General features: G+C 68.6%; 16 protein-coding genes. 6 read left to right on the top strand and 10 right to left on the bottom strand.

Features of this window, described 5'->3' with window-relative positions:
• Position 1: 1 nt before the first annotated feature.
• From POL67_RS45000 to POL67_RS44990, 3 genes are all read right to left on the bottom strand, one after another.
• Positions 2–1,111, bottom strand: coding sequence for an HmuY family protein (locus POL67_RS45000; RefSeq protein WP_271927553.1), 1,110 nt, complete (start codon positions 1,109–1,111; stop codon positions 2–4).
• The gene (locus tag POL67_RS44995; RefSeq protein WP_271927551.1) at positions 1,108–3,108 is read right to left on the bottom strand and encodes a TonB-dependent receptor plug domain-containing protein; all 2,001 of its coding nucleotides are present in this window, start codon (positions 3,106–3,108) and stop codon (positions 1,108–1,110) included. The genes POL67_RS45000 and POL67_RS44995 overlap by 4 nt, the downstream gene beginning before the upstream one ends.
• A gap of 115 nt (positions 3,109–3,223) precedes the next feature.
• Positions 3,224–5,413 (bottom strand): S9 family peptidase, encoded by a 2,190-nt coding sequence (locus POL67_RS44990; protein ID WP_271927550.1) that lies wholly within the window; start codon positions 5,411–5,413, stop codon positions 3,224–3,226.
• 348 nt (positions 5,414–5,761) lie between these two features.
• Here POL67_RS44990 and POL67_RS44985 point away from each other — a divergent pair, with 348 nt between their 5' ends.
• Both POL67_RS44985 and POL67_RS44980 read left to right on the top strand, forming a co-directional pair.
• Positions 5,762–6,421 carry a hypothetical protein gene (locus POL67_RS44985; RefSeq protein ID WP_271927549.1) on the top strand — a complete coding sequence of 220 codons (660 nt, stop codon included), beginning with the start codon at positions 5,762–5,764 and terminating at the stop codon, positions 6,419–6,421.
• 66 nt (positions 6,422–6,487) lie between these two features.
• A complete protein-coding gene (locus tag POL67_RS44980; RefSeq protein WP_271927548.1) occupies positions 6,488–7,831 on the top strand; it encodes an NAD(P)/FAD-dependent oxidoreductase in 1,344 nt (447 codons plus the stop codon).
• On the opposite strand, the gene POL67_RS53980 is transcribed toward POL67_RS44980, so the two are convergent.
• Positions 7,821–8,615 carry a methyltransferase gene (locus POL67_RS53980; RefSeq protein WP_271927546.1) on the bottom strand — a complete coding sequence of 265 codons (795 nt, stop codon included), beginning with the start codon at positions 8,613–8,615 and terminating at the stop codon, positions 7,821–7,823. The genes POL67_RS44980 and POL67_RS53980 overlap by 11 nt on opposite strands.
• A 74-nt stretch (positions 8,616–8,689) precedes the next feature.
• Here POL67_RS53980 and POL67_RS44970 point away from each other — a divergent pair, with 74 nt between their 5' ends.
• Complete coding sequence (locus POL67_RS44970) at positions 8,690–9,430, top strand: c-type cytochrome (protein WP_271927545.1); 741 nt, start codon at positions 8,690–8,692, stop codon at positions 9,428–9,430.
• Here the strand turns inward: POL67_RS44970 and POL67_RS44965 are convergent.
• The 4 genes from POL67_RS44965 to POL67_RS44950 all read right to left on the bottom strand — a co-directional run bounded on the left by POL67_RS44965 (position 9,427) and on the right by POL67_RS44950 (position 14,854).
• Positions 9,427–10,653, bottom strand: coding sequence for a YncE family protein (locus POL67_RS44965; protein WP_271927544.1), 1,227 nt, complete (start codon positions 10,651–10,653; stop codon positions 9,427–9,429). The two genes, POL67_RS44970 and POL67_RS44965, sit on opposite strands and share 4 nt — an antisense overlap.
• Positions 10,650–11,279 carry a hypothetical protein gene (locus POL67_RS44960; protein WP_271927543.1) on the bottom strand — a complete coding sequence of 210 codons (630 nt, stop codon included), beginning with the start codon at positions 11,277–11,279 and terminating at the stop codon, positions 10,650–10,652. Before POL67_RS44960 ends, POL67_RS44965 begins: the two co-directional genes overlap by 4 nt.
• Positions 11,280–11,350: 71 nt before the next feature.
• Positions 11,351–12,754 (bottom strand): myxococcus cysteine-rich repeat containing protein, encoded by a 1,404-nt coding sequence (locus tag POL67_RS44955; protein ID WP_271927541.1) that lies wholly within the window; start codon positions 12,752–12,754, stop codon positions 11,351–11,353.
• 114 nt (positions 12,755–12,868) lie between these two features.
• A complete protein-coding gene (locus tag POL67_RS44950; protein WP_271927539.1) occupies positions 12,869–14,854 on the bottom strand; it encodes an alpha-amylase family glycosyl hydrolase in 1,986 nt (661 codons plus the stop codon).
• A 24-nt stretch (positions 14,855–14,878) separates the two neighbouring features.
• Between POL67_RS44950 and POL67_RS44945 the strand changes: the two genes are divergently transcribed.
• The 3 genes from POL67_RS44945 (at position 14,879) to POL67_RS44935 (ending at position 19,604) form a co-directional block, all read left to right on the top strand.
• Complete coding sequence (locus POL67_RS44945; RefSeq protein ID WP_271927538.1) at positions 14,879–16,000, top strand: hypothetical protein; 1,122 nt, start codon at positions 14,879–14,881, stop codon at positions 15,998–16,000.
• Positions 16,001–16,867, top strand: a complete 867-nt coding sequence (locus POL67_RS44940) for a PHP domain-containing protein (protein WP_271927537.1) — start codon at positions 16,001–16,003, stop codon at positions 16,865–16,867.
• 2,179 nt (positions 16,868–19,046) lie between these two features.
• Positions 19,047–19,604 (top strand): peptidylprolyl isomerase, encoded by a 558-nt coding sequence (locus POL67_RS44935; RefSeq protein ID WP_271927534.1) that lies wholly within the window; start codon positions 19,047–19,049, stop codon positions 19,602–19,604.
• 16 nt (positions 19,605–19,620) lie between these two features.
• On the opposite strand, the gene POL67_RS44930 is transcribed toward POL67_RS44935, so the two are convergent.
• Positions 19,621–20,421 (bottom strand): hypothetical protein, encoded by an 801-nt coding sequence (locus tag POL67_RS44930; RefSeq protein ID WP_271927532.1) that lies wholly within the window; start codon positions 20,419–20,421, stop codon positions 19,621–19,623.
• Positions 20,422–20,507: 86 nt separating this feature from the next.
• Positions 20,508–21,125: a glutathione S-transferase family protein gene (locus POL67_RS44925; protein ID WP_271927531.1), complete on the bottom strand. Its 618-nt coding sequence runs from the start codon at positions 21,123–21,125 to the stop codon at positions 20,508–20,510.
• Positions 21,126–21,216 lie beyond the last annotated feature (91 nt).

The following is a 21,216-nucleotide window of genomic DNA, read 5'->3' as shown; positions in this document are numbered from 1 at the left end:
CTCATTGCGTCGAGACGCCCTCCGGCTTGACGCGCAGGACCACCTTGCCCGGCCCGTCGGCCGTCGCGCCCTCGAAGCGGTCGAAGACGAGGAGATACCGCGAAACACCGTCCGAGGCCGATTGCACGAGCCACGAGGCGTCCGCCGGCGCGGGCGTGGCCGCCGCCCGATCGATCCAGTAGTCCGAGAACGCGCTGAAGATGCCGTCGCCCCGCCAGATGAGCTTCGGATCGGACAATTCCGCATGCCCGACCGCGTCGAACCGCGCGAGCTCGGAGTCGTCCGTGCGCGTCTTCACGATATCGAGCGTCTCGTCTTTCGTCTCGCTCGCGTGCAGATCGACGGCGGTCACGCCGCGCGGCCCGCCGAGGTCGCCGTTGACGCTGATCGAGGCGCGGCGGAAGCAGAGGTGCCAGTCCTTCGTGGTGAGCGCCTCGGCCGGCGTGTGTTTCGTCCGCGCGCCCGTGCCGAGATCGAGGCATTCGCTCGGTACATCCGCGGGCGCCTGCGAGCCGCCCGCGGTGCCGTCGAGATCGGCGAGCGTCTGCGTGGCGCCCACGCCGGCGGACGTCACCTCGGCCCAGCGGATCCGATAAATGGCCGCCACAGGCGCGCCTTGTTGCTCGGCGTAATACCCGAGGACCTGCACCTTCCATTGCTTGTCTGCGTCACGCACGCCGAAGACGTGGTAACGCACCCAGAGCACGTGGACGCTCGGGTCGTACGCCCAGAAATCGCGGAACGCGCCGCCCGCTTCGTCCTTCGTCAGGAACGGGATCGCCGGCGCGATCCCTTCGTCGTACGTCACCGCGTCGAGCGGCCCGAACGCCCCGCCCTCGCCGGACCCGGACGCGCCGCTGTTCGTGAAGACATTGTACTTCTCGAATGCGAGATCCCAGGCCGTCGAGGCCGAAGCGTCGCCCTCGGGTACGACGATCTCGGGTTTTTCGAGCGCGACGTAGACACGTCCCTGCGCGGGGACGGGCACCTCCAGCGTCGCGCCCGTGTCCTCGTTCGGGGGGGGTTCTCCCGTCGTGGAGGGTTTGCCCACCTCCTCGCTGCAGGCGCAAAGCAGGAGCGGAAAAGCTGCGGCCAAAATGGATCGTTTCATGGTTCCTCCGCGGGAAAGTCGGCCGTGAGGCCAACGTAAAGGGTCCGCCCCTGGACCGGCCGCTGGTCGCCCAAGCGGGTCGGGTCTTTCTGTACGCCGAGCGCATTGAGCACCCCGGCATAGGCGCGGGCCCCACGAAAAATCGGACGCGCAATCCGCGCGTCGATCGTCTGGAAGCCGGGCGTGCGCAAGCCCTCGTCGAGGAAGGCGTCGGTGACCATTCGATACCGGAGCACGAGCTCGAGTCGGGCCGGCAGATCGGCCCGGAGCGCGGTGACCACCGTGTGCGGCGGGCGCCCTTCGAGCGGACGCTGGTTCTCGTCGTCCCGCGTCCACAAATAGGAATACCCGGCCTCCGCGCGCAGCACGCCCGTGATGGTGCAGGCGCCGTCGATCTGCGCGCCGAACGTGCGCGCCCGGCCGATGTTGCGGTACGTGTAATCGTCGATGCCGCCCTGGCTCGCGGCCGGCCGGATGTCGATGTCGATGAGGCCGTCGATCCAGTTCGCGAAGACGCTGCCGCGGACGAGAAAGCCGTTTTTCGAACGATAACTCACGTCGCCGCTCGTGCCCCACGAGGTCTCGGGGGCGAGGTTCGGATTGCCGAGCACGCGATACCCGAGGGCGCCGTGATCAAACGCGAACCCGATCTCCTTCGCCGCCGGCGCGCGAAACCCGCGCCCGACGGAGGCCCGCACGGTCACGCTGGGCCAGGGCTGGTACGAGAGCGCGAGCCGCGGCACGGCGACGCCGCCATAACGCAGGTGCATCTCCGCGCGGCCGCCCGCGAGCAGGGTGAGCGAATCGAAGAGCTTCCACCCGAGCTGCGCATACCCCGCGACGCTGCCCAGCGTGACGGGGACGAGCTCCTCGATCGTGCTCGTCTGCACGCTGCCGCTGATGAGCTCGGCGCGCGTCAGCGATTGCGAGAGTTTTTCCACCTCGGTGCGCATGCCCACGACCCACGTGCGCCGTCCGTCCGCGAAGGTGCCCGTCGCCTCCAGGCTGGAGAGGGAGGCCGAGCGATCGCGGGTCTCGTCGATCGGCGATTCGTAGCGGTCTTTCTGGGTCGTATCGAACGCCCATTGTTGCCCGAGCGCGAGGCGCAGGGTCGAGCCTTTGCCGAGGTCGACGAGCTCGACGAGGTGGACGGTGAATCGATTGGTGCGCTGCGGCAGGTCGATCCGGTACGTCCCGAGGCCCGGGACGACCTGGCTTTGCCGCCCTTCGGATGCGTCGTGGATCCAGCGCACGCGGCCTTGCACGCGCGTGCGCGCATTGAGCTGGCCGCCGAGCCGCATCCCGAGCATTCCCTGCAGGCGCGAGGGCATCGCGAGGTCGACCGCGTCTTCGAGGAGCGAAACCCCGTCCGTGCGGAAGAAATTGCCGTCGAGCGTGGCCCAGGCCCGCTCCCCGCGCCACGCCGCATTGCCTTGCGCGATGACCCCGCGGCGATTGCGGCCTTCGAGACGTACGCGCCCGCTGAAGCCCGGGTGCAGGGGTTGTCCCGTGACGACATTGACGACCCCGCCGATCGCGCTCGTGCCATACAGCGAGCTCATCGGCCCGGCGACGACCTCGACGCGGGCGACGTCCGAGAGCGGCATTCGTGAGAGATCGATCGCCCCGCCCACATCGCCGATGACGCGTTCGCCGTCTTCGAGGACGAGCACGCGTTGCCGGTCGAGGCCCTGGATCTGGATGGCGCTCGGATTGCCGATGTCGCCGTAGGCCGAGGGGTTGATCTGGACGCCGGGTTGCCCCGCGATGGCCTCGGCCACGTTCGTCGCGCCGCGCCGCTCGGCTTCGTCGCGGGTGACGACGTCGACGCGCACCGTGGCGCGCTGGCTCTGCTCCGGCGTGCGCGTCCCGGTGACAACGACCTCGGCGCCCTTGTCCTTGTCCTTGCCGCTCGGCGCAGGCTCCTCGGCGCGCGCCGTCGCCGCGGGCAGCAGCGAAGCCCCAAGGAGAAGGACGGCCGAGGTCGAAAGTCTCATCTGTGGCGTAGATGAAAGTGACTTTCAACTTCTAGATGGAAACGCCGAGGAAGTCAAGAACAAGCCGAGGACGCTCGTTTGCACGGCTCGTTGGCCTGTTATTGTGCGCTTCGTATCAGAGATTTCGCACAAAATAGTCGCGGATGAGCTCCTCCATGTAGATGCGGTCCGGCGGCCGGCGGGGCATGTGGCGCTCGTCCGGGAAGAGGAGGAGGTCGTACGGCTTGCGGGCGCCGATCATGGCGTTGACGAGGCGCGCGGTGTGTCGGAAATGAACATTCTCGTCGATGAGCCCGTGCACGAGCATGAGCTTGCCGCGGATGCCCTCGACGTGGCGCATCACGCTGCTCTCCTCGTAGCCACGCGCGTTCTCCGACGGCATGCCCATGTACCGCTCGGTGTAATGGGTGTCGTAGCCGTCCCAGTGGGTGACGGGAGCGCCGGCGACCGCGACCTTGAACGTCTCGGGCGCGCGCGCGAGGCACATCGCGGCCATGTACCCGCCATAACTCCAGCCATAGACGCCAACGCGCGCAGGATCCGCGAGGCCCTGCGCGACGAGCCAGCGGACGCCATCGACTTGATCGTCGACCTCGATCGAGCCCATGCGGTTCTTGAGCGCGCCCTCGAACGCGAGCCCACGCCGCGCGCTGCCGCGGTTGTCCACCATGAACACGAGGTAGCCGAGGCTGCGCAGCCATTGCGGGCGCATCGAGACCGTCAGATTCCAGCCGTTCGACACGAGCTGCACGTGCGGGCCGCCATACACGTAGACGATCGTCGGAAAGGGGCCGCTGCCGAAATGCGCCGGCGGGCGATACAGCGCGCCGTGCAGGGTTTCGCCGTCCCGCGAGGAGAACGAGACGAGCTCGGGCGGTGTGAGGCCGAGCGCGCTGATGCGAGGATCCTGCTCGTCGTGGATCGTCGCGAGCACGGCGCCGTCTTCGAGCGAGCGGAGTTTGACGGTGGGCGGGCGATCCTTGGCGTGGTGCACGTCGACGAAGCGGCGGCAGGCGCGGTCGCAGGTGACGACGTGCACCCCGGGCTCGGGGGTGATGCGCCGCATCTCGCCGCCGTCGAAGGAGACGGCATAGAGGTGGCCTTCGAGCGGGCTCGCGGCCGTGGCCGTGAAATAGACGAAGCGGCCCTTCTCATCGACGCCGCGGACGTCGTCGACCATCCACGCCCCGCGCGTCAGCTCGGCGACGAGGGTTCCTTCGCGGTCGTAACGATAAAGATGCCGATATCCCGTCCGCTCGGAGGCCCACAAAAAGCCGCCGTCCGCGAGCGGGCGGAGGAGGTCGTGCAGGTTGATCCAGACGTTCGTTTCTTCGCGCAAAAGCCGCGTCCGCGCGCCGGTCGTGAGCTCGAAGACCACGAGCTCGAGCCAGGTCTGCGCCCGATTCTGGATTTCCGCCACGAGCCTGCCGCCCGTGAGCCAATGGACGCGGGCGAGATACACCTCCTCGCCGTAGCTCGTATCCATCCAGACGGGCTCACCTCCCGACGCGGAGACGACGCCGAGGCGCACGCGGGCGTTTTCCTTGCCCGCAAACGGGTAATGATGGTCCTCCTCTGCCTCGGTGCCTACCTGGGCTTTGCCCTGGTGGACGATCCGATAGATAGGAATATGCGTCTCGTCGACCTCGGTGAACGCGAGCCACTTCCCGTCCAGCGACCACCAATACCCGTGGTGCCGCGACATTTCCTCCTGCGCCACGTATTCGGCGAGGCCGTGCGTCTTGCCCGTGCCCCGCGCGCCCGAGGTGAGCTGCCGCGGCGCGCCGCCGGTCGCATCGACGACGTACAGCTCGGCCTCCTGGACGAACGCGACCGCGGCGCCGTCGGGCGAGAGCTTCGGGTCGAGGATTGGAGCGCCGCCGGACGCGACGAGCTTGCGCAGCGGGGCGGAAGGCCCGTCTTGCACATACAGGTCGCCCTTGATGGGCACGAGCACGCGGATCGCGCGGGTCGCCCACGCGTACGTGGTGACGCCGATCTCACGCTGGCGCTGCCGTTCGCGGCGCAGCGCCTCCGCGAGCGAGACGTTTTCCTCCGTCGTGCCGCCGTCGGGCGGCGAGACGAAGAGGCTCTCCGACCCCGTCGCCGGATCGAAGACGAAGAGCTGCCGCACGAGGCTGCGCTCGGGGCTCTTCAGATAGGTGATCAGGCGATCGTCGGGGCTGAAAGCGACCTGATCGGGGATCGCCATGCCCGGCAGCGGGTGGCGGGCGACCTCCTCCACGGCGAGGGTGCCCTCGGCAGCTTCGATAGCCTTCGGGGCGTCGGTTTTGGTTGCGGACATCGTGGTTCTTCCCGGGTGAGCGTGGCGCGCAACGTATACCATCGCCGCGGGAAACTCCACGCGAGCGACCATGCCCAGGGAGACGTCACGCCGGGCGGAACGTGAGCATGCGTGATGTCCCCCACGGTTTGACCGGATTGCGCAACGATGCCTGCGGCGGGTTGCGCGAATTGCGCAACGGACGTTTCACAATTTGCGCAAGTGGCGCAGAGCGTCAGAGGTTTTCCTGGGGCTTTTCGGGGCGCGCGGGGTCGGGCATGTTCATTGCCGATCGCCCGGACGAAGTCACGGGACGGCCAGGAAGCGCGTCCCCCGAGACCCCGCGCAGGTACACAGGCAGGTAACCGCATGCGAATCTCCCTCATCGTCGCCTCGAAGCTCGCGCTCCTTGCAACCCTCGCGACGGTCTCTGCGGCGAGCGCCGCCGAGAGCGCACCCGCGGACGCGCCGGCCGTGCCCGCGAAGCCCCGCCGGTTTCACGTGGGCATCTCGGGCGGCGTTGCTTACCATACCGTGCGCATACCGACGGTGATCCCCACGGAGTACGCGGCCGCGACGCTCGGCATCCATGCGGGCTACAACGTGACCGAACGCCTCTCGATTGGGTTGGATCTGTCGACCATCGAGAAGGACATGGGGCGCAACGGGCCTTTTCAGATGTTCGACCCGGGGCTCGCACCGCAAGCGGGGTGCAACAACTGCGAGCCGCCGCCGTTCGGCGGATGGGTGAAGAACACGACGGCGGTGTTCGGCACGCTCGGGCCGCGGGTCGAATTTTCCCCCTTTGGCAAGGAAGGCCTGTACATCGGCGCGACGGCCGGGCTCGCGTTCCTCTGGGGCGTCGACTCGATCTACGGATTCGGCGGCTCGGGGCGGCTCGGGTATCGGGTGAACATCGCCGACATTCTCGGCCTCGCCCTCGAAGCCGGCGCCCAGGCCCAAACCTTCGGCGATGGCGCATACACGACCGCGCCCTACGGCATGGTGCTCTTCCGGCCTTATTTCTGAGGCGTTCCAAGGCCGCCCTCGATCCCGGATTGACGGGGGAAAGAGGAGGGCGGTAGCCTCCGGGCAATGCACGATGTGGTGGTGCTCGGCGGTGGGCCGGCAGGGCTCGCCGCCGCGATTGCGCTCGGCGCGCGGGGCCGGAGCGTCGTCGTCCTCGAACGGGGGCGGCTCGGGCGGACACGCGTGGGCGAGACGTTCGGGCCCGAAATCGAGCCGCTCCTCGCCACGCTCGGGGTCTTGGCCGCGTTTCGGGCCGAGGCGTGCGTGCCTTTCCGAGGCGTGCGTTCGGCCTGGGGCTCGGCGGAGATCACGGCGCGCTCGTCGATCGTCGATCCGTTCGGCGAAGGGTTTCACGTGGACCGCGCGCGTTTCGACGCCATGCTCGCGGGCGCCGCGGCGCGAAATGGCGTCGTGCTCCGGGAAGAGACGGGCGTCCCGACGATCGAGGAAGACGCGGGGGGCTTTCGTGTGCTCTCGCGCGAGGGGGACGAATTTCCGTGCAGGTTCCTCGTGGACGCGAGCGGCCGCGGCGCGCCCGCGGGCGCGATGGGATCGAACGCGCGGCGCTGGGTCGCCTGCGATCGAGCCATTGCGATCGTCGGGCGGATGAAGGTGCCCGCGGGCCGGGGCGTGGAGCCCGAACTGCTGCTCGAAACGGCGGAGGCGGGGTGGTGGTACGTCGCGCCGCAGCCGGGACAAACGCTGCTCTTCGTCTTGCTCACGGATGCGGATCTCGGGGCCACGACGCCGCGCGCGGAGCCGAACGAACGATTTCTCCAGGCGCTCGAGCGGACGCTTCACGTGCGGGCGCTCGCCGAAGGATGCATTCTGGAGGAGCCGCCGCGCGTGGTGCGGGCCGACACGGGAATGCTCCTGCCGGGCCGGGGGGCGCGGTGGTGCGCGGTGGGGGATGCGCTGGTTTCCGGGGATCCGCTGGCCGGGGACGGCGTTTCGCGGGGGTTTCGTTCGGCGATCGAGGCGGCGGCGGACATCGATCGGGCGCTCGCGGAAGGGGCCGAGGCGTTGCCCTCTCCGGCCACGGATCCAGCGGTGTTTCTCGCGGGGCACCTGGATCGGCGCGCGCGTTATTACAGCATGGAGCCGCGTTTCTCCGAGGCGCTCTTCTGGAAGCGGCGCCAGGCGATCGATTGGCAAACCGAAGCGATCACGCTGGATCCGCGGGCGATGTTGCACTGGGACGGGCGCGAGCCTGACCTGCACGTGATCGCGCCGGTCGAGTCGCTCCTGCCGCCGAAGGCGCTCGCCTCCGTGCTCGATTTCCTGCGGAGTCCGCAGCCCGCGCACGAGGCGCTCGCCGCGCTTCGGGCTGCGGCGCCGCTCGGAGATCGTCGCCTGCTCGTGGGGCTCGAAGGGCTCGTTGACCTGGGAATCGTGGTTCCTACAGGATGAACGGGACCAGGGCGCGCCGCTCGGGCGGGTAATCGGGGAATTTTTCGCGGTACCAGGCGTGCGTGGCGAACGCGCGCGGCACGAGGTTCGCCGCGCTGATGGCGAAGATGAAGACGCCGGCGAGCGACCACGTGCAAAGGGCAAACCCGGCCCAGCCCGTGAGCTCGGCCAGGTAACTCGGGTTCGTGACCCACCGGAAGAGGCCACCACGCGGGATGCGGTAGACCCGTTCGCCGCTCTGGACCTCCTCGCGGGTGCGCAGATTCCGCAGGATCGAGTCCGAGTGCAAGGTGAAGCCGAACGAAATGTAATAGATCGCGAAACCCACGAGGAACCGCGGATCGTGGAGCCATTCGGGGCTGTAATGGGGGCCGAGGCGCGCGATGAAGTCGGCGTGGAGGTAGCCGTGCATCGTGGTGACGAGGACGCCCGTGCCCACGACGAGGAGCCCGAACGAGGAGCGCTGGCCCTTTGGGACGCGCATCGAGAGCGGAAAATAAAAGCCGCGGTTGCCGTAATGGAGGAGCCACATCCCGAGGAAGACGAGCGGGACGAGCGCGCCGCGGTTCGGGCCGCGGGTGTAGAAGTAGAGGAACGAGAGCGTCGCGGGCAGCTCCATGAGGAACCAGCCGAGGCGCGGGTCGAGCGCGACGCCGAAGCGCGGGCTCGCGAAGCGGCCATAGGGCGAGGGGACGAACCACGCGGCGACCGCGACGAACAGGGCAAACCCGAGCGCGATCGAGAGGACGAGGTCGTAGGTGGCGTCGCCGGTGTACGTGGGCACGGTTTCCAGCGTGATACTACAGCCTGCGCGGCGGGCACAAGCCAGCTCGATGGGCGGCTGCTACGATGGGCCCTATGCGATGGATGTCTTTTCTGGCCGGAGCCACGCTCCTTTCGGGGCTCCTTTGCGCGTGTGAACCGGAGACCGAGATCGTGGAGGGCTCGGCCGAGGACCACGGCAAGGCGCTCTTTTCGGACCCGACGATCACGGAGACGAGCGCGAATGCGTTCTCCTGCGCGACGTGCCATCCGACGTCGAAGCCGTCCGCGGACGGGCCCATCCTTCCCGGCGCGCCGCTCGCGGGTGTGACGCGGCGGGCCTCGTACTGGGGCGGAATGGAGCTCGAGCTGCTCCGGTCGATGAACCATTGCCTCTACTATTACATGCTGTCGAGCAAATCCTGGTCGGCCGAGGACGAGCGGGCCCGCGCGCTCTTCGCGTTCCTCGACGCGCTGCCCGCGGGGCCCGCGGACGAGGAAGCCTGGCCGTTCACGGTGCCCGTGCAGGTGTCGGCGCCGCCCCCGGGTGACGCGACCGCGGGCGCGAGCGTCTATACGCGCGCCTGCAAGAGCTGCCACGGCGCCGTGAAGACGGGCGACGGCCGCCTCGTGGCGCGCGCGCCGATCCTGCCGGACCAGACGCTCGCCGAGCACCCGCTCGGCACGTACACGGCCGAGCAACGCCGGCTCGTTTTCGTGCAGAAGACGCGGCACGGCGGGTTTCTGGGGTATGGCGGGCAGATGCCGCCGTTTTCGCTGGAGGTACTTTCCGACGAGCAGATGGGTGATCTGCTCACCTACATGGGCGTGCCTTAGGGCGCCGCGCCTGGGATGCGCGCAATGGCGTCGGGATAGACGCCGACGACAGCCTCGCTCTGCGTCGCGAGCGTCGCGGCGTCGAGCACGAGGGCCTTGCCTGCCGTCACGTGATCACCCTCGCAGATGAGGACGAGCCGCGTGTCGTCGAGCCGATCGGCGACGTGGGGCCATTTGCATTCGCTGGCTGTGAAATCGCGGCGGGTGATCTCCTGGTCGCTTTCGAGGTCCCACAGGACGAGCGCGTCCGGCGATTGCGTGGGGATCCAGAGGCGCTTTCCGTCCTCGGAGAAGACCGGGAAGAACGGCGCGCCGAGCGTGTCGATCTGGCGGTCCGGGTCCATCGTATTCGCCTCGACGTCGAAGAAACGCACGTCCTTCGAGACCGTGTTGCCGAGCGCCAGGGTTTTTCCATCGGGGGAGAGGACGACCGAGTAGGGGCCGTATTTCGGATCGCCGATCGCGCTGCCGGAGGCGTCGACAGGGATTCGATCGATCACCTCGCGTTTGTTGAGGTCGACCACGGCGACGACGTCTTCCCCATAACAGGCGACATACGCGCGGGCGCCGTCGGGCCGCGAGAGGACCATGCCGTGCGGCGCGATGCAGGTGGTGATCCGCGGCGGATCGACCGAGCCGGTGGGGAGGACGACCTCCGGGGCGAGCAGCGCGATCGTGGCGCGGGCCTTGTCGAGGTTTCCCGCATTTTTGATCGCACGCTGGAGATCGAAATGGGAGACGACGACGCGACGGCCGTCGTCCGAGGCCACGATGTCGCCGGGATTCGCGTCGACGCGGACCTGGCCGAGGATGCGGAAATCCGTGAGCGAGAGCTTTTGCACGTAGCCGGGCTGAATGCTGCCGCCGTGCGAGGCGTGCGGGCCGCCGGTCGCGACGACGGGATAGGACAGGCCGATGTAGACGAAGCCGCCGGCTTTATCTACGGCGACATGGTGCGGGCCGTCGAGGCCGACCGGGTCGCGGCCGACCGGGACATGCCCGACTTTCTCGCCCGTGCCGAGGTCGAGGAGCGAGATGGTGTCCGAGAGGCTGTCCGTGATGAGTCCGAGTCCGCCCGGAGGGACGGCGACGGGCTCGCGTCGATCGGGGAATGCGTCGCCCGTGTAGGGGTCGTAGCGATGCTCGACGGGGGCTTCCCCGCATGCAGGCAGGGCGGTCAGCAGGGCGGCGCCGGCGAGGGCGCGAAGATGAAAGGCGGTCATGGCGTGATCGTAAAGGTGGTTTTGTTGCCCTGGAAGGGGCCGCCGTCCATGTCGATGCGGTTGTCGACGAGTTGCGCGCCCTGGAGCTCGACCGTGATGGGCGCCTTGGCCCCGGTGATACGCGTCCAGATCGAATCCGAGGGCTTCCACGAGGTCTCGCTCGTGAAGACGCGTGCGAGCTTGGGATCGGCGTCGGAGGAGACGACGAGCCAGGTCGCATACCCCGTGAACGGCGTGCCGTGGGCGTGCGCCGCGCGGACGGGCCCGAGGAGCGCCGCGAGCGGGGCGAGGAAGGGCTCGGCGCGCGGCTCGGCGGGCAGGAGCGACGGGGGCGCGGGCGGCGTGAGGCGCGAGGAGGCGCCGACGGCCCAGGAAAACGTGGGAATGGTGGCGGCCGAGAGCGCGCCCGCGGGGGGGCTGAGCAGCGCGGGGGCCTGCGAGGGGACGTTCGCGGGCGGATTCGCTTCGACGGCGGTCAGGAACGCGGCGAGCGCTTCGTCCGTGGTCGTTCCGCCGTAGACGACGTCCTCGTACCCCGCGGGGACGCTCTCCTCCTCGTCGTGGCAGGCATAGAGGGATGCCGAGGCGAGTGGAATCAGAATGGCGAGATGAAAAAGGTTTTTCATGGCAAGCTCCGAGCGGCACATGGGCGGTGCGCCCTTCGGAGCGTAGCGCATCGGGCGCCCGTGGCCAGGCGTCAGGGCGCGCGGAAGCAGGGAAGGAGCGCGCTCGCGTGGAAGCTCTCGGTCTTGTCGAGGGGGAACGTCGCGAGCTTCTTGGGGGCGGTTTTGTCGTCTCCGAGGACGAAGGTGTCGATGGCGCCGCCATAACCGCTCGCCGCGATGAGCATCTTCCCGCCATAGGCGAGGTAGAGGCGGTTCAGGCCCCCGGTGGCGGGGGTGGCCGTGAGGCAAGTCGCTTTCTCGCCCGGCGTGAATCGACACGCGCTCACGTTCGCATCGCTGTGGGAATGGTAGAAGAGCTCGCCGTCCAGCGCGATCGCGTCGTATCCATTCGAGAACCCGGAGCCGCTGTAGACGGGCGACATGCCGGTGGGGATGTTCCCCGTCTCGGCGAGCTCGTAATTCGCGAACCCGCCGCCACTGTATCCGGAAAAACCCATGAACTTGCCATCGGTCGAGAGGAAGGTCGTGTGGAAGAAGCCTTGGCCCGTGTCGGCCGTGACGGAGGGCTGATCCACGGTCATCTTGCCATCGGCGGCATATCGAACGAAGGCCCCCACGATCTTGTTCTCGGCCGGGTTGATGCCGCTGGTGGAGCCGCCGAACACGTAAAACGCAGGTTGTTGCGGGTGCATCGTGAAGGCGACGGTATCGAGCGAGCCCACGGGGAAAATGAGCGTCTTGTGGTCCACGTCGACGAGCTCGCCGCTCGGGGCGATCGAATACGCACGGACATCGATCGTGTCCGTGTGGCTCATGACGAAGAGGACGTTGTTTTTCTCGTCGCAGAGGAGCCCAGCCACGTCGGGGATGCTCTTCGTGAACGCGACGGGGAGGAGCTTGCCCGTGGGCGTGACCTCCACGGCCTCGATGGAATCACTCGTCTGGAGGGTGAAATAGACGCGGCGGCCGCATCGCGCCGCGGCCCGCTGGCGGAAGGGCCAGAGGCCGATGGTATGGGACCCGTCGAGGACACGCAGATCGGCGAGCGTCATGGTGCCGTCCTGGTCGACGCGAATCGAGCTCACGACCGAGGGATCGCCGCCGATGTGGTTGACGAGACAAACGGCCTCGATCTGGCAGGTGGAGCTGCAGCCGTCTTCGTCGACCTTGTTGCCGTCGTCGCAGGTCTCTCCGTCGTCGATGCTGCCGTTGCCACAATGGGGGAAGGCATCGATACAGGTGCCCTCCTTGCAGGCGAGCCCGGGATTGCACGTGCCGTCCGCCGCGCAGGGGCAGCCTTCCGCGGGATCCACGCAGCCGGGCTGGCCTCCCTGGCCCCCCTGGCCGCCTTGCCCGCCCGCGCCGGCCTGTCCTCCGGTGCCCGAACCTCCGTAATCGCGGATCTCCACTGCACACCCCCCGCCCAGGGCGGCCGCGGCAATCGACGCAAAGAACCACCATTTCTGCAAGCTCATGAAAGCACCTCCCCGCGATTCGGGATCATGGCCAGGCGAGGTCTCGCCGCGGCCCGCCCGGGAAGGTGCCCTTCCCCAGGCCCTCCGTCAACCGTGGTGCTGAATGACCCGCGTTCAGCGGGCGCGAAGGACGAGCGCCGCCGCGTCCGTGGCGAGCGTGAGCGTCTGGCCCGAGAGCCGGGCCTCGCCGAGCGCGAAGAGCAGGGATGTGGAGGGGAATTCGTCGTCCTCGAGATCGACGTCGACGGGGGCGGCGACATTGACGGCGACGTCGAGGATCTCGCCCTCGTGGGCGCGGCGAAAGATGAAGAGGCCGCCCTCGGCGAAAAGGATTTCGAGGGCGCCGCGGCCGAGCGCGGGGCGAGATGCGCGGAGGGCGAGGAGGGAGCGGACGATTGAAAACGCGCGTTCACCGGCGGAATCCGGGCGGAGCGGGAGCGGCATTCGATCGGGCCAGACGTCCTCGGGCTCGGCGACGGGGGTCTCGGCGAAGAGGTCGTACTCCTCGCCATAAAGAAGCGAAGGGACGCCGGGCCACGCGAGGAGGACGAAGAGGCCGAGGAGGCCCGAGCGGGTAGGGCCGCCGTGCTTGCGGGCGATGCTGGTGAAGCGGGGGTGGTCGTGTGTTGAGACAAACCGAAGCGAGCGGGCGCCGGGCGCGCCTCGATCGAGGTCGAGGAGGGCAAGTCGCTGGGCCGCGAGCTCGGCAGGGATGGCGCGTTTGGCGAGGAAATCGACGAGGACGTCGTGGAAGCCGAAATCGGTGGCACAATCGAGGGCGCCGCGGCTCGTCCAGCGGTGGGCGTGGGCCGGGACGAGCTCGCCGAGGACGACGGCGTCGGGGATTTCGCGGCGGAAGGTGTCGCGAATGGAGACGGCGAGGTCGTGTGGGACCTCGGCGGCCATGTCGAGGCGCAGGCCGGAGGCGCCGCGTTTCGCCCAGCGGGACGTGGCGGAAAGGACGAGGGCCCGAACCTCGGGATGATCGAGGTTCAGCAAAGGAGCGTCCTTGCGCCGGCCGTAATGGCGGAGCTTGGGCGCGCCGCGGGACGGGGTTGTCCAGTGAAACCAGGCGGCGAACGGGGAGTCGAGGCCTTGGGCGCGGACGTCCTCGTAGGGCGGAAAGCCGCGGCCGGCGTGCGAGAAAGCGAGGTCGACGAAGATGCGGATCCCGCGGGCGCGGGCCTCCGCGGCGAGGCGTTCGAAGGCGGGTTCGCCGCCGAGGGCCGGGTCGATCTGGAGGGGATCGACGAGGTCGTAACGATGGCAGGAAGCCGCGAGGATCGTGGGGGTGAGGTAAAGGACGGTGACGCCGAGGTCGGCGAGGCGCGGCAATGCCAGGCGAATGCCGTCGAGGTGGCCGCCGGCAGGACGATCGCGGCCGGGATCGTGGCCCCAGGAGGCGCCGGGGCGCGGGGCGAAACGATCGACGAAGATCGTGTACAGGACGGCGTTTTTCCACCAGGCGGGGAGATCGTCGGCGGGCGCGGGCACGAGGGAAAAGGCCTCGTTCGGGCCGGGATCGAAGCGGATGCGGGTGGGCCTCGCGGGGACTGGAAGCTCGGCGCGGAAGAAGACGTGCTCGTCCTCCTCGGCGGCGCGGGTCATTTCGAGCGTGCCGCGTTCGTCGCCGGATTCCCATAGGAGGTGCAACGACGCGCCGTGGCCGCGGCGCAGGCCGGCCGTGACGATGCAATGATCTCCCTCGGGCGCTCGCACGACGAAGGGCGGCGCGGGGGCAAAGAGCAGCGGCTCGGGCGCGCCTCCGACGGAGAGGACGCTGTTCCGAATTCGATCCCGCGAGCGCGTCCGCGGATTGTCGAGGTCGAGCGACCAGGAACCGCCCGCGCGGAGCTTGTACGAATACATGCCGACGGGGAGATCGAGCGTGGCTTCGGCGATTCGTTCGTCGGGCTTCGAGGCCGGCGTCGACGCGAGCGGGATCCCCGTTTGCCAGTCGCAGACCTCGCCGAGCAGCTCGACGGGCGCGCCGGGCTTCGCGCCGGGGAAGGCGCCACGCGCGCGCAGGTGGACGGGACGGAGATCACGCGGCGAGGCGGGATCACGCGGGAGGGGTGTGGTCGGGTCTTGTCGCGGCACGCGGCTTCATCTTACCCTCGGACAATGATCAAGGTGAGGGTGCGAAAGGCGGGGACGGGCGTCGCCGCGGCGTCGGGGCTCATCGCCCTTTCCGGGGCGCAAACGGGGTGCGTGGCCGAGCCGATCGAGCCGGGCGAAGAGTCGATCGCCGAGGCCGAGGACGAGCTCTCCCCGGGCACGGGCACGCTCGCGCTCGACGGCTTTCCGGGCAACTTCACGGTGAAGCTCGTCAACGCGAACACGGACGAGTTCCTGCGCGCCGGCCAGGCGCTTTCGCTGGAGCTGCCCGTGTGGCTGCTCTGGGACAAGCTCTACCCGGGGACGCCGCTGCCGACGGACCTCGCGCGGCTCAAGCAGATCACGGCGACGGTGACGGTGGGCGCCATCGACAAGGCGACGACGATCGCATCGCTGAAGAGCCCGGTGACGAGCTACAGCGGCGCGGACTCGTACGGGCTCAAAGCGATCACGAAGACGTTCATCGTGCCGTCGAAGGCCGACTGGCTCACGTTCGCGATCACGATCACGGACCTCGCGCCCGCGGGCGTGAGCGCGAGCCTCACGGCGGCGGAGCTCTCGAAGCTCGCGGTCTTCGGCGGGGAGCTGCCGAACAAGAGCCTGTTCATGGATTGGGCGCAGGCGACGAAACGAAACCGGATCCTCGAGGGTGACGATCCGATCGCGGGGGCCGAGCTCTTGCTTGCGGTGTCGGACTGGCGGGCCGACGTGGTGGTCGACAAATCGCTGATCGACACGCAGATCGGCACGGCGCAGAGCGCGAGCCGGTTCGGGTGGGTGACGATCCCGATTTACGGCAAGATCGTGCACGAGGTCGCCTACGGGGTGTATTTCGACGATGGCCTCGAGTGGCGGCCCGAGGTCATGCTCACGGAGACCCCGAATTCGCGCTTCCTGGGCGCGGGGCGCACGACGTACGAGGGGAACATCCAGGTGCCCGCGAAGGCACGGCGGATGCTCATGTACACGCACGTGAAGACGTACCTCGTCGCCGATTACACGGGATACGCGAACGTCACGGCGAAATGGTACGCGGACGGGGAGAAGATGCTGAAGGCCGATAAGTACGACAACCCGAACGGGGCCTTCACGAATTATTCGTTCTCGATCACGAACACGTTGCCCTGAATGCTCCTCCCGACGGATCTGCACGGGCATACGCTTTTCTCGGACGGCCGCGCGACGCCGGAGGCGTACGTGGATTTCCGTCGCGAGATCGGGATGCGCGTGATCGCCGTGGCAGATCACGACGTGCTCGCCGCCGTGCCGCGCGCCGCGCGGGCGGCGGCGGACGCGGGGCTCATGTTCTTGCCGGCCCTGGAAGTGACGTCGTTTTTGCATTTCGGGACGGACCGGTCCGAGCAGTTCCACGTGCTCGCGTATTTTCCGGCGCGCTTTTCACTGCTGCCGCTCCTCCGGCAAACGGCGCTGTTCCGGCGCGGCGAGCGCGTGCAGGCGAAATGGAAGGCGTTCGTGCTCGCCTGGATGGAGGGGATCTCGGCGGAGGAACGGCGCGCGATCGATCCGGCAGGTGAATTCGAGGCGCTCGCGCCGGGAGATTTTCCGGCGCTGCAATCGATGCTGGACCGCATCGCCTCCCGGACGACGTTGTTTCCGGCGTTCCGTGATCATCACGTGCGGTTTTGGGAGGAGGATCGGGAGCTCTTCGGCTGGACGCCGGAGGAGGCGATCGAATGCATTCGGCAGGACGGCGCGCTCGACGTGGTGGCCCACCCGGGCCGGTACCGCGACAAGGAGAGGACACGCGCGGTCCTGCTGCGGGCGAGCGGGATCGAGGTTTATACGTCGCGCCACAAAGCAGAGGTGGCCGAGTCGTTCCGCGCGTTCGCGGAGGAGCACAAGAAATGCTGGACGGCATCGTCGGACGATCACCAGAATGCACGGTACGTGAAGCCCGCCGCGGGGACGCCGGTCTCGACGATCGAGCGGATCCTGGGGCGAGCGCTGCCGATCGAGGCGATTCTCTCGGCCTGAAGCGGCGCTCGCTCGGGCTGCTCTCGGCGGCGTTGATCCTCGCGCCGGGCGCAGCGCTCGCGGCCGATCCGCCGGCGGCGCCGGCCCCGGTGCAGCCAGCGCCGACCCCGCCCCCGGCAGGATGGGCGGGCGAGCTCGACGCGCTGTCGAAATGGATCGCGGACCGGGGCAAGGGCCCTTCGTGCGCGGCGCGGTGTTATACGCTGGAGAGGCTCACGCTCTCGGGTCGGGTGGGGGAGGGGCCGCTCGAATTCGAGCTCGTGGGCCGGGTGCTCGCGGACGGGGCCGTCGACGTGCCGCTCTTCGGTCCGCCGAAAGAGGTGCGGCTCGAAGGCGTGACGGAGAACGACAAGGAAGCGGCGATCGGATTCGAGGGCGATCGGTATTTCCTGCACACGTCCGCCCGGCGGTTCGTGCTCAAAGGAAAGATGACGCTCGGGACCGATCTGACGCTCCAGATCCCCGGGCCTTTGAACACGCTGGAGGCGGATCTCGCGTCGGGGGCGGTGGTCGAGGGGTCTCGTTTGTCCGGGATCGTGGGCACGACGATCCACCTGAACCGGCAGGACAAGGTGGCCGAGGCGGGGCCCACGGTCTTCCAGCTCTCGCGCGCGGTGCGCGTGGGGCGCGAGATCAGCTTCGAATATCGGCTCGTGATGCGCTCGGGGACGGACCTCGGGGTCGTGCGATTGCCGCTCTCGCTCGGCGAGAAGGTGCTCGACGTGACGGGCGCGACGGGGTTCCGGGTCGAGGGAGACGAGCTCGTCTTGCCGACGTCGGGGCGGACGGCGGAGATGACGATCACGGGCACGCTCGCGAAGCTCGGGGCGATGGCGCCGGACGCGCGATCGGGGTATGAATGGTGGCTCCTCGAGAGTGATCCGGAGCATCGGGTGGCCGTGACCGGGGATGCGCGGCAGGTGGATTCGGCCGAGTCGCCCATTCCGCGGTCGCAGCCGACGTCGCGGCTCTTTTTGGTGCAAAAAGGCCAGAAGATGGAGGCGGCCGTGACGCCGCTCGCGGCCGTGGATGCGCTCGCCGCGGTGGTGCAATCGCACCAGCGGACGGTGGTGCTGACGACGCGTGGAGACGTGGTCTCGCAGGATTACGTGACCTACGAGAACAATGGCGTCGATTACCTCGCGTACGCGCCCTCGGGGCGGCCGATCTTCCTGTCGACGTCGGGGAAGGCCGAGCGGATCATGCGGCAGGGCGCGGATTCCGAGGAGATCCTGGTGCCGCTCCGGACGGGGAGCCAGACCGTGCAGGTGCAATCGCTCTCGCAGACGGGGCTCAAGCCGCTCTTCGGGACGGTGACGGTGCCCATGCCCTCGTATGCATTGACGGCGAGCCGGGTGGATCTGACCGTGGGATTGCCGGCGGGCGTGTTTCCGCTGGCGCTGCTCGGCGGGGATCGGCCGAAATGGGCGGTGGAGGGGAGTGATGTCCTGGTGTCGGGCATCGGTTTCGCGGCCGGCTGGGCCGCGGTACGGCCGGGGCCCGGGACGAGCCCGTCGCGATTGCGGACGCTGCGGATCCTCGGGGGAATCATCCTCGCGTCGTTGTGGTTCTTGTGGCAGCCGGGGTTCGTGCTTTCGCTCATCGCGCTCGGGCTCTGGGGGCTGATCTGGCTCGTGGGCGTGTTCGCGAAGGGCGCGGCGCGGGCGGCGGCGACGCTCGTGCTCGTGGGCGGGCTCGGGCTCGTGGGGCTCATGGGCCTCGCGGCGATGGGCTCGCGAGCGCCGATGAAATCGTCCGACATCAGCTACGAGCCGCCGCCGCAGCGGGCGGCCGCGCCTGCATCGACGCTGGGTGGAAAGCTCGACGACGATCGATTGGGCAATGGTTGGATGGGCAAAGGCGGCGGGGTGCTGGAGGGCGTGACGCCGGTGCCGCTGCCGCTGCCGGGATATCGGCATTCGACGAGCGCGAGCCGCGAGCTCGTGACAAAAGATCGGCCGTTCCGGCCGACGCTGGTGTACGTGACGGACACGGCCGTGGCGCCGATCGCGGTGCTCTGGCTCGTGGGTTTGGTGATCGTGGTGAGCGCGCATCGAGGGCGCATCAAGGACGGATATCGGCGGCTGCGCGAGCGGCTCGACCACGCGGCGGCGGCAGCGCCGGCCGAGGCGAAGGCGGCGACCGTCGAGGCGCCGAAGGACAAGGAAGGAGAAGAGGAATGAGGAAGGCAGGAAAAGGCGGTCTCGTGCTCCTCGCCGCGTCGCTCTTCGTGGCGTGCGGCGGCGCAGCCCCGGAGCCCGTGACGCCCGCGGAAAAGGCGCCCGAGAAGGCCGCCGAGGCGCCGAAGCCCGAGGCGAGCGGGGACGCGGCGGCGGCTGGGGTGGACGCGGAGAAGGCCGAGCAATGTATTGCTACGGCGAACGCGAAGCGCGCGAAGTTCAGCGGCGAGCCGCCGAAGGTGACGGTCAGGCACATCCTCGTGAGATTCAAGGGCACGAAGAACGCGGACGCGTCGATCAAGCGCACGCGCGAGGAGGCGTGTCTGCGCGCGATGGAGGCGCGCGACAAGCTGCGCGAGGGCGCGGATTTCGACGAGATGGTGAAGGAGTACAGCGAGGAGCCCGGCGCGGCGTCGCGCGGCGGCTCCGTGGGGGAGATCGAGCGCTCCATGGTGGTCAAGCCGTTCGCGGACGCGGCGTTCGACCTCGCTGTCAACCAGATGAGCGACGTCGTGGAGACCGAGTTCGGCTTCCACTTGATCTTCCGGTCGGAGTGACCCTCGCGGCGGCCTGCTACAGGCCTGCTTCCCTCACCAGCAAAGACCACTTCGCCTCGACGCCGCGCAGGTCGCCCTTCGCCTTCTCGGCTTGGGCCTTCATGCCGAGGCGCTCGTAATCGGCGATCTGGGCCATCAACGTCCTGCGGCGCGCCTCGAGCTCTTTCACGTCGGGCCGCTGGAGAAAGGCGGAGGCCTTCTCCTCGGCTTCCTTGTGCTTCGCCTCGGCCGCCTGGAATTCTTGCGCCTCGGCCTCGAAAGCAGAGGCCCCGGCCCCCTCGATCGCCTGCTTCAGCGCGCCGCGCGCCTCGCCCATCACCTGGCGGATGTTCAATGCGCCGGTGGTCGTCGAGAGCCGGTCCATGGCCACGCGGAAGCGCTGGATGTGCCCGACGGAGTCGATCTTTCCAGACCTCTCCTTGCAGAGGGCCTCGTAACGCGCGGCGATGGGGCGCGCGGCGTCGGCCGTCGCGGTCGGGAGGTGGTGCTCGCCGCAAGAACTGGCGCAGGCCCGGTATTGCTGCGCCACGCCGCTCTCCAGCCGCTTCGGATTCGCGTCCTCCTGGGCGCGCTTTTCCATATCGACGGCCTGGCCATAGATTTTGAGGCAGCTCGCCACGCCGGACGTCTGTGGGCCTTTGCCGAGAGCCTTGAGGGCGTTGACGTCCTCCATCATCTGGTCGCCGTACCGGGCGCGGATCTGCGCCTCCTGTTCGGCCGGCGTTTGCTCCGGCGCCTCGGGCTGTCCGCCCAGCATCGCGCAGCCGGAGACGAGGATGCCCAGCAGGGGCGCCAGGCCTCGTGCATCGAATCGCATGGATATCTCGTTTCTGTGGGGAGAGCAGGGAAGGCGCGTCGTCCACGGGAGGAGACGCGCCCTCGTTCACCAGCGTGAGCGAATGCTCAGCGGGCCTTGCCGATCGCCTTCTGCCAGGACGGGCGCTCGCTGATGCGGCTCCACCACGCCGCGACGTTCGGGCGCTCCTTGACGATGTCGCCGAGGCCCGTGTCGAAGAGGTATTGGAAGTACGGCGCGTAGGTGATCTCCGCGATCGAGAACGAGCCGGCGAGGAACTCCTTGCCGACGAGCGCGCGGTCGAGCACGTCGAGGGCCTTCGCCGCCTCCGCTTTGCCCTTCGCGATGACGTCCTGGTCGGGCGTCGTGCCCTTCATCGGCGAGAAGAAGATCTCGAGGATCGCCTTCATCGCGGGCGGGCTGAAGTACGACTGCTCGACGCTGATCCACTGCTCCATGATCCCGAGGTCCTTCGCGTCCGTCGGGGCCAGGCCGCCGAGCTTCGCGTTGAGGTACCGCAGGATCGCGCGCGACTCGTAGAGCACGAAGCCGTCGTCGTCGAGGACGGGCACGACGCCGAAGGGATGACGAGCGAGGTGCTCGGCGCTCTTCTGGTCGCCCTTCATGATGTCGACGAGCACGAACTCGTAATCCACGCCCTTCTCCGCCAGAGCGCAAAGGAGCTTGCGCGTACACGTGCTCGCCGGATGACCGTAGACCTTCATGAGAATTCTCCTCCCCGTCACGGAACGGGACGTTTCACTCCGCTGCATACTCCCCTTGGATCGCGTCGTCCACCTCCGCGGAAGGCCGCGC

This window comes from Polyangium mundeleinium (assembly GCF_028369105.1).
GTDB lineage: Bacteria > Myxococcota_A > Polyangia > Polyangiales > Polyangiaceae > Polyangium > Polyangium mundeleinium.
The sequence above is the reverse complement of the archived record's forward strand: the minus strand, read 5'-3'. Positions and strand labels throughout refer to the sequence as shown.

What these genes read in the sequence shown, in the direction of transcription:
- POL67_RS44965 (WP_271927544.1), bottom strand. Translation starts at nt 10,653, where the DNA reads ATGACCGCCTTTCATCTTCGCGCCCTCGCCGGCGCCGCCCTGCTGACC.
- POL67_RS44945 (WP_271927538.1), top strand. Translation starts at nt 14,879, where the DNA reads ATGATCAAGGTGAGGGTGCGAAAGGCGGGGACGGGCGTCGCCGCGGCG.
- POL67_RS44930 (WP_271927532.1), bottom strand. Translation starts at nt 20,421, where the DNA reads ATGCGATTCGATGCACGAGGCCTGGCGCCCCTGCTGGGCATCCTCGTC.
- POL67_RS44995 (WP_271927551.1), bottom strand. Translation starts at nt 3,108, where the DNA reads ATGAGACTTTCGACCTCGGCCGTCCTTCTCCTTGGGGCTTCGCTGCTG.
- POL67_RS44980 (WP_271927548.1), top strand. Translation starts at nt 6,488, where the DNA reads ATGCACGATGTGGTGGTGCTCGGCGGTGGGCCGGCAGGGCTCGCCGCC.
- POL67_RS44960 (WP_271927543.1), bottom strand. Translation starts at nt 11,279, where the DNA reads ATGAAAAACCTTTTTCATCTCGCCATTCTGATTCCACTCGCCTCGGCA.
- POL67_RS44935 (WP_271927534.1), top strand. Translation starts at nt 19,047, where the DNA reads ATGAGGAAGGCAGGAAAAGGCGGTCTCGTGCTCCTCGCCGCGTCGCTC.
- POL67_RS44925 (WP_271927531.1), bottom strand. Translation starts at nt 21,125, where the DNA reads ATGAAGGTCTACGGTCATCCGGCGAGCACGTGTACGCGCAAGCTCCTT.
- POL67_RS44955 (WP_271927541.1), bottom strand. Translation starts at nt 12,754, where the DNA reads ATGAGCTTGCAGAAATGGTGGTTCTTTGCGTCGATTGCCGCGGCCGCC.
- POL67_RS45000 (WP_271927553.1), bottom strand. Translation starts at nt 1,111, where the DNA reads ATGAAACGATCCATTTTGGCCGCAGCTTTTCCGCTCCTGCTTTGCGCC.
- POL67_RS44940 (WP_271927537.1), top strand. Translation starts at nt 16,001, where the DNA reads ATGCTCCTCCCGACGGATCTGCACGGGCATACGCTTTTCTCGGACGGC.
- POL67_RS44970 (WP_271927545.1), top strand. Translation starts at nt 8,690, where the DNA reads ATGCGATGGATGTCTTTTCTGGCCGGAGCCACGCTCCTTTCGGGGCTC.
- POL67_RS44990 (WP_271927550.1), bottom strand. Translation starts at nt 5,413, where the DNA reads ATGTCCGCAACCAAAACCGACGCCCCGAAGGCTATCGAAGCTGCCGAG.
- POL67_RS44985 (WP_271927549.1), top strand. Translation starts at nt 5,762, where the DNA reads ATGCGAATCTCCCTCATCGTCGCCTCGAAGCTCGCGCTCCTTGCAACC.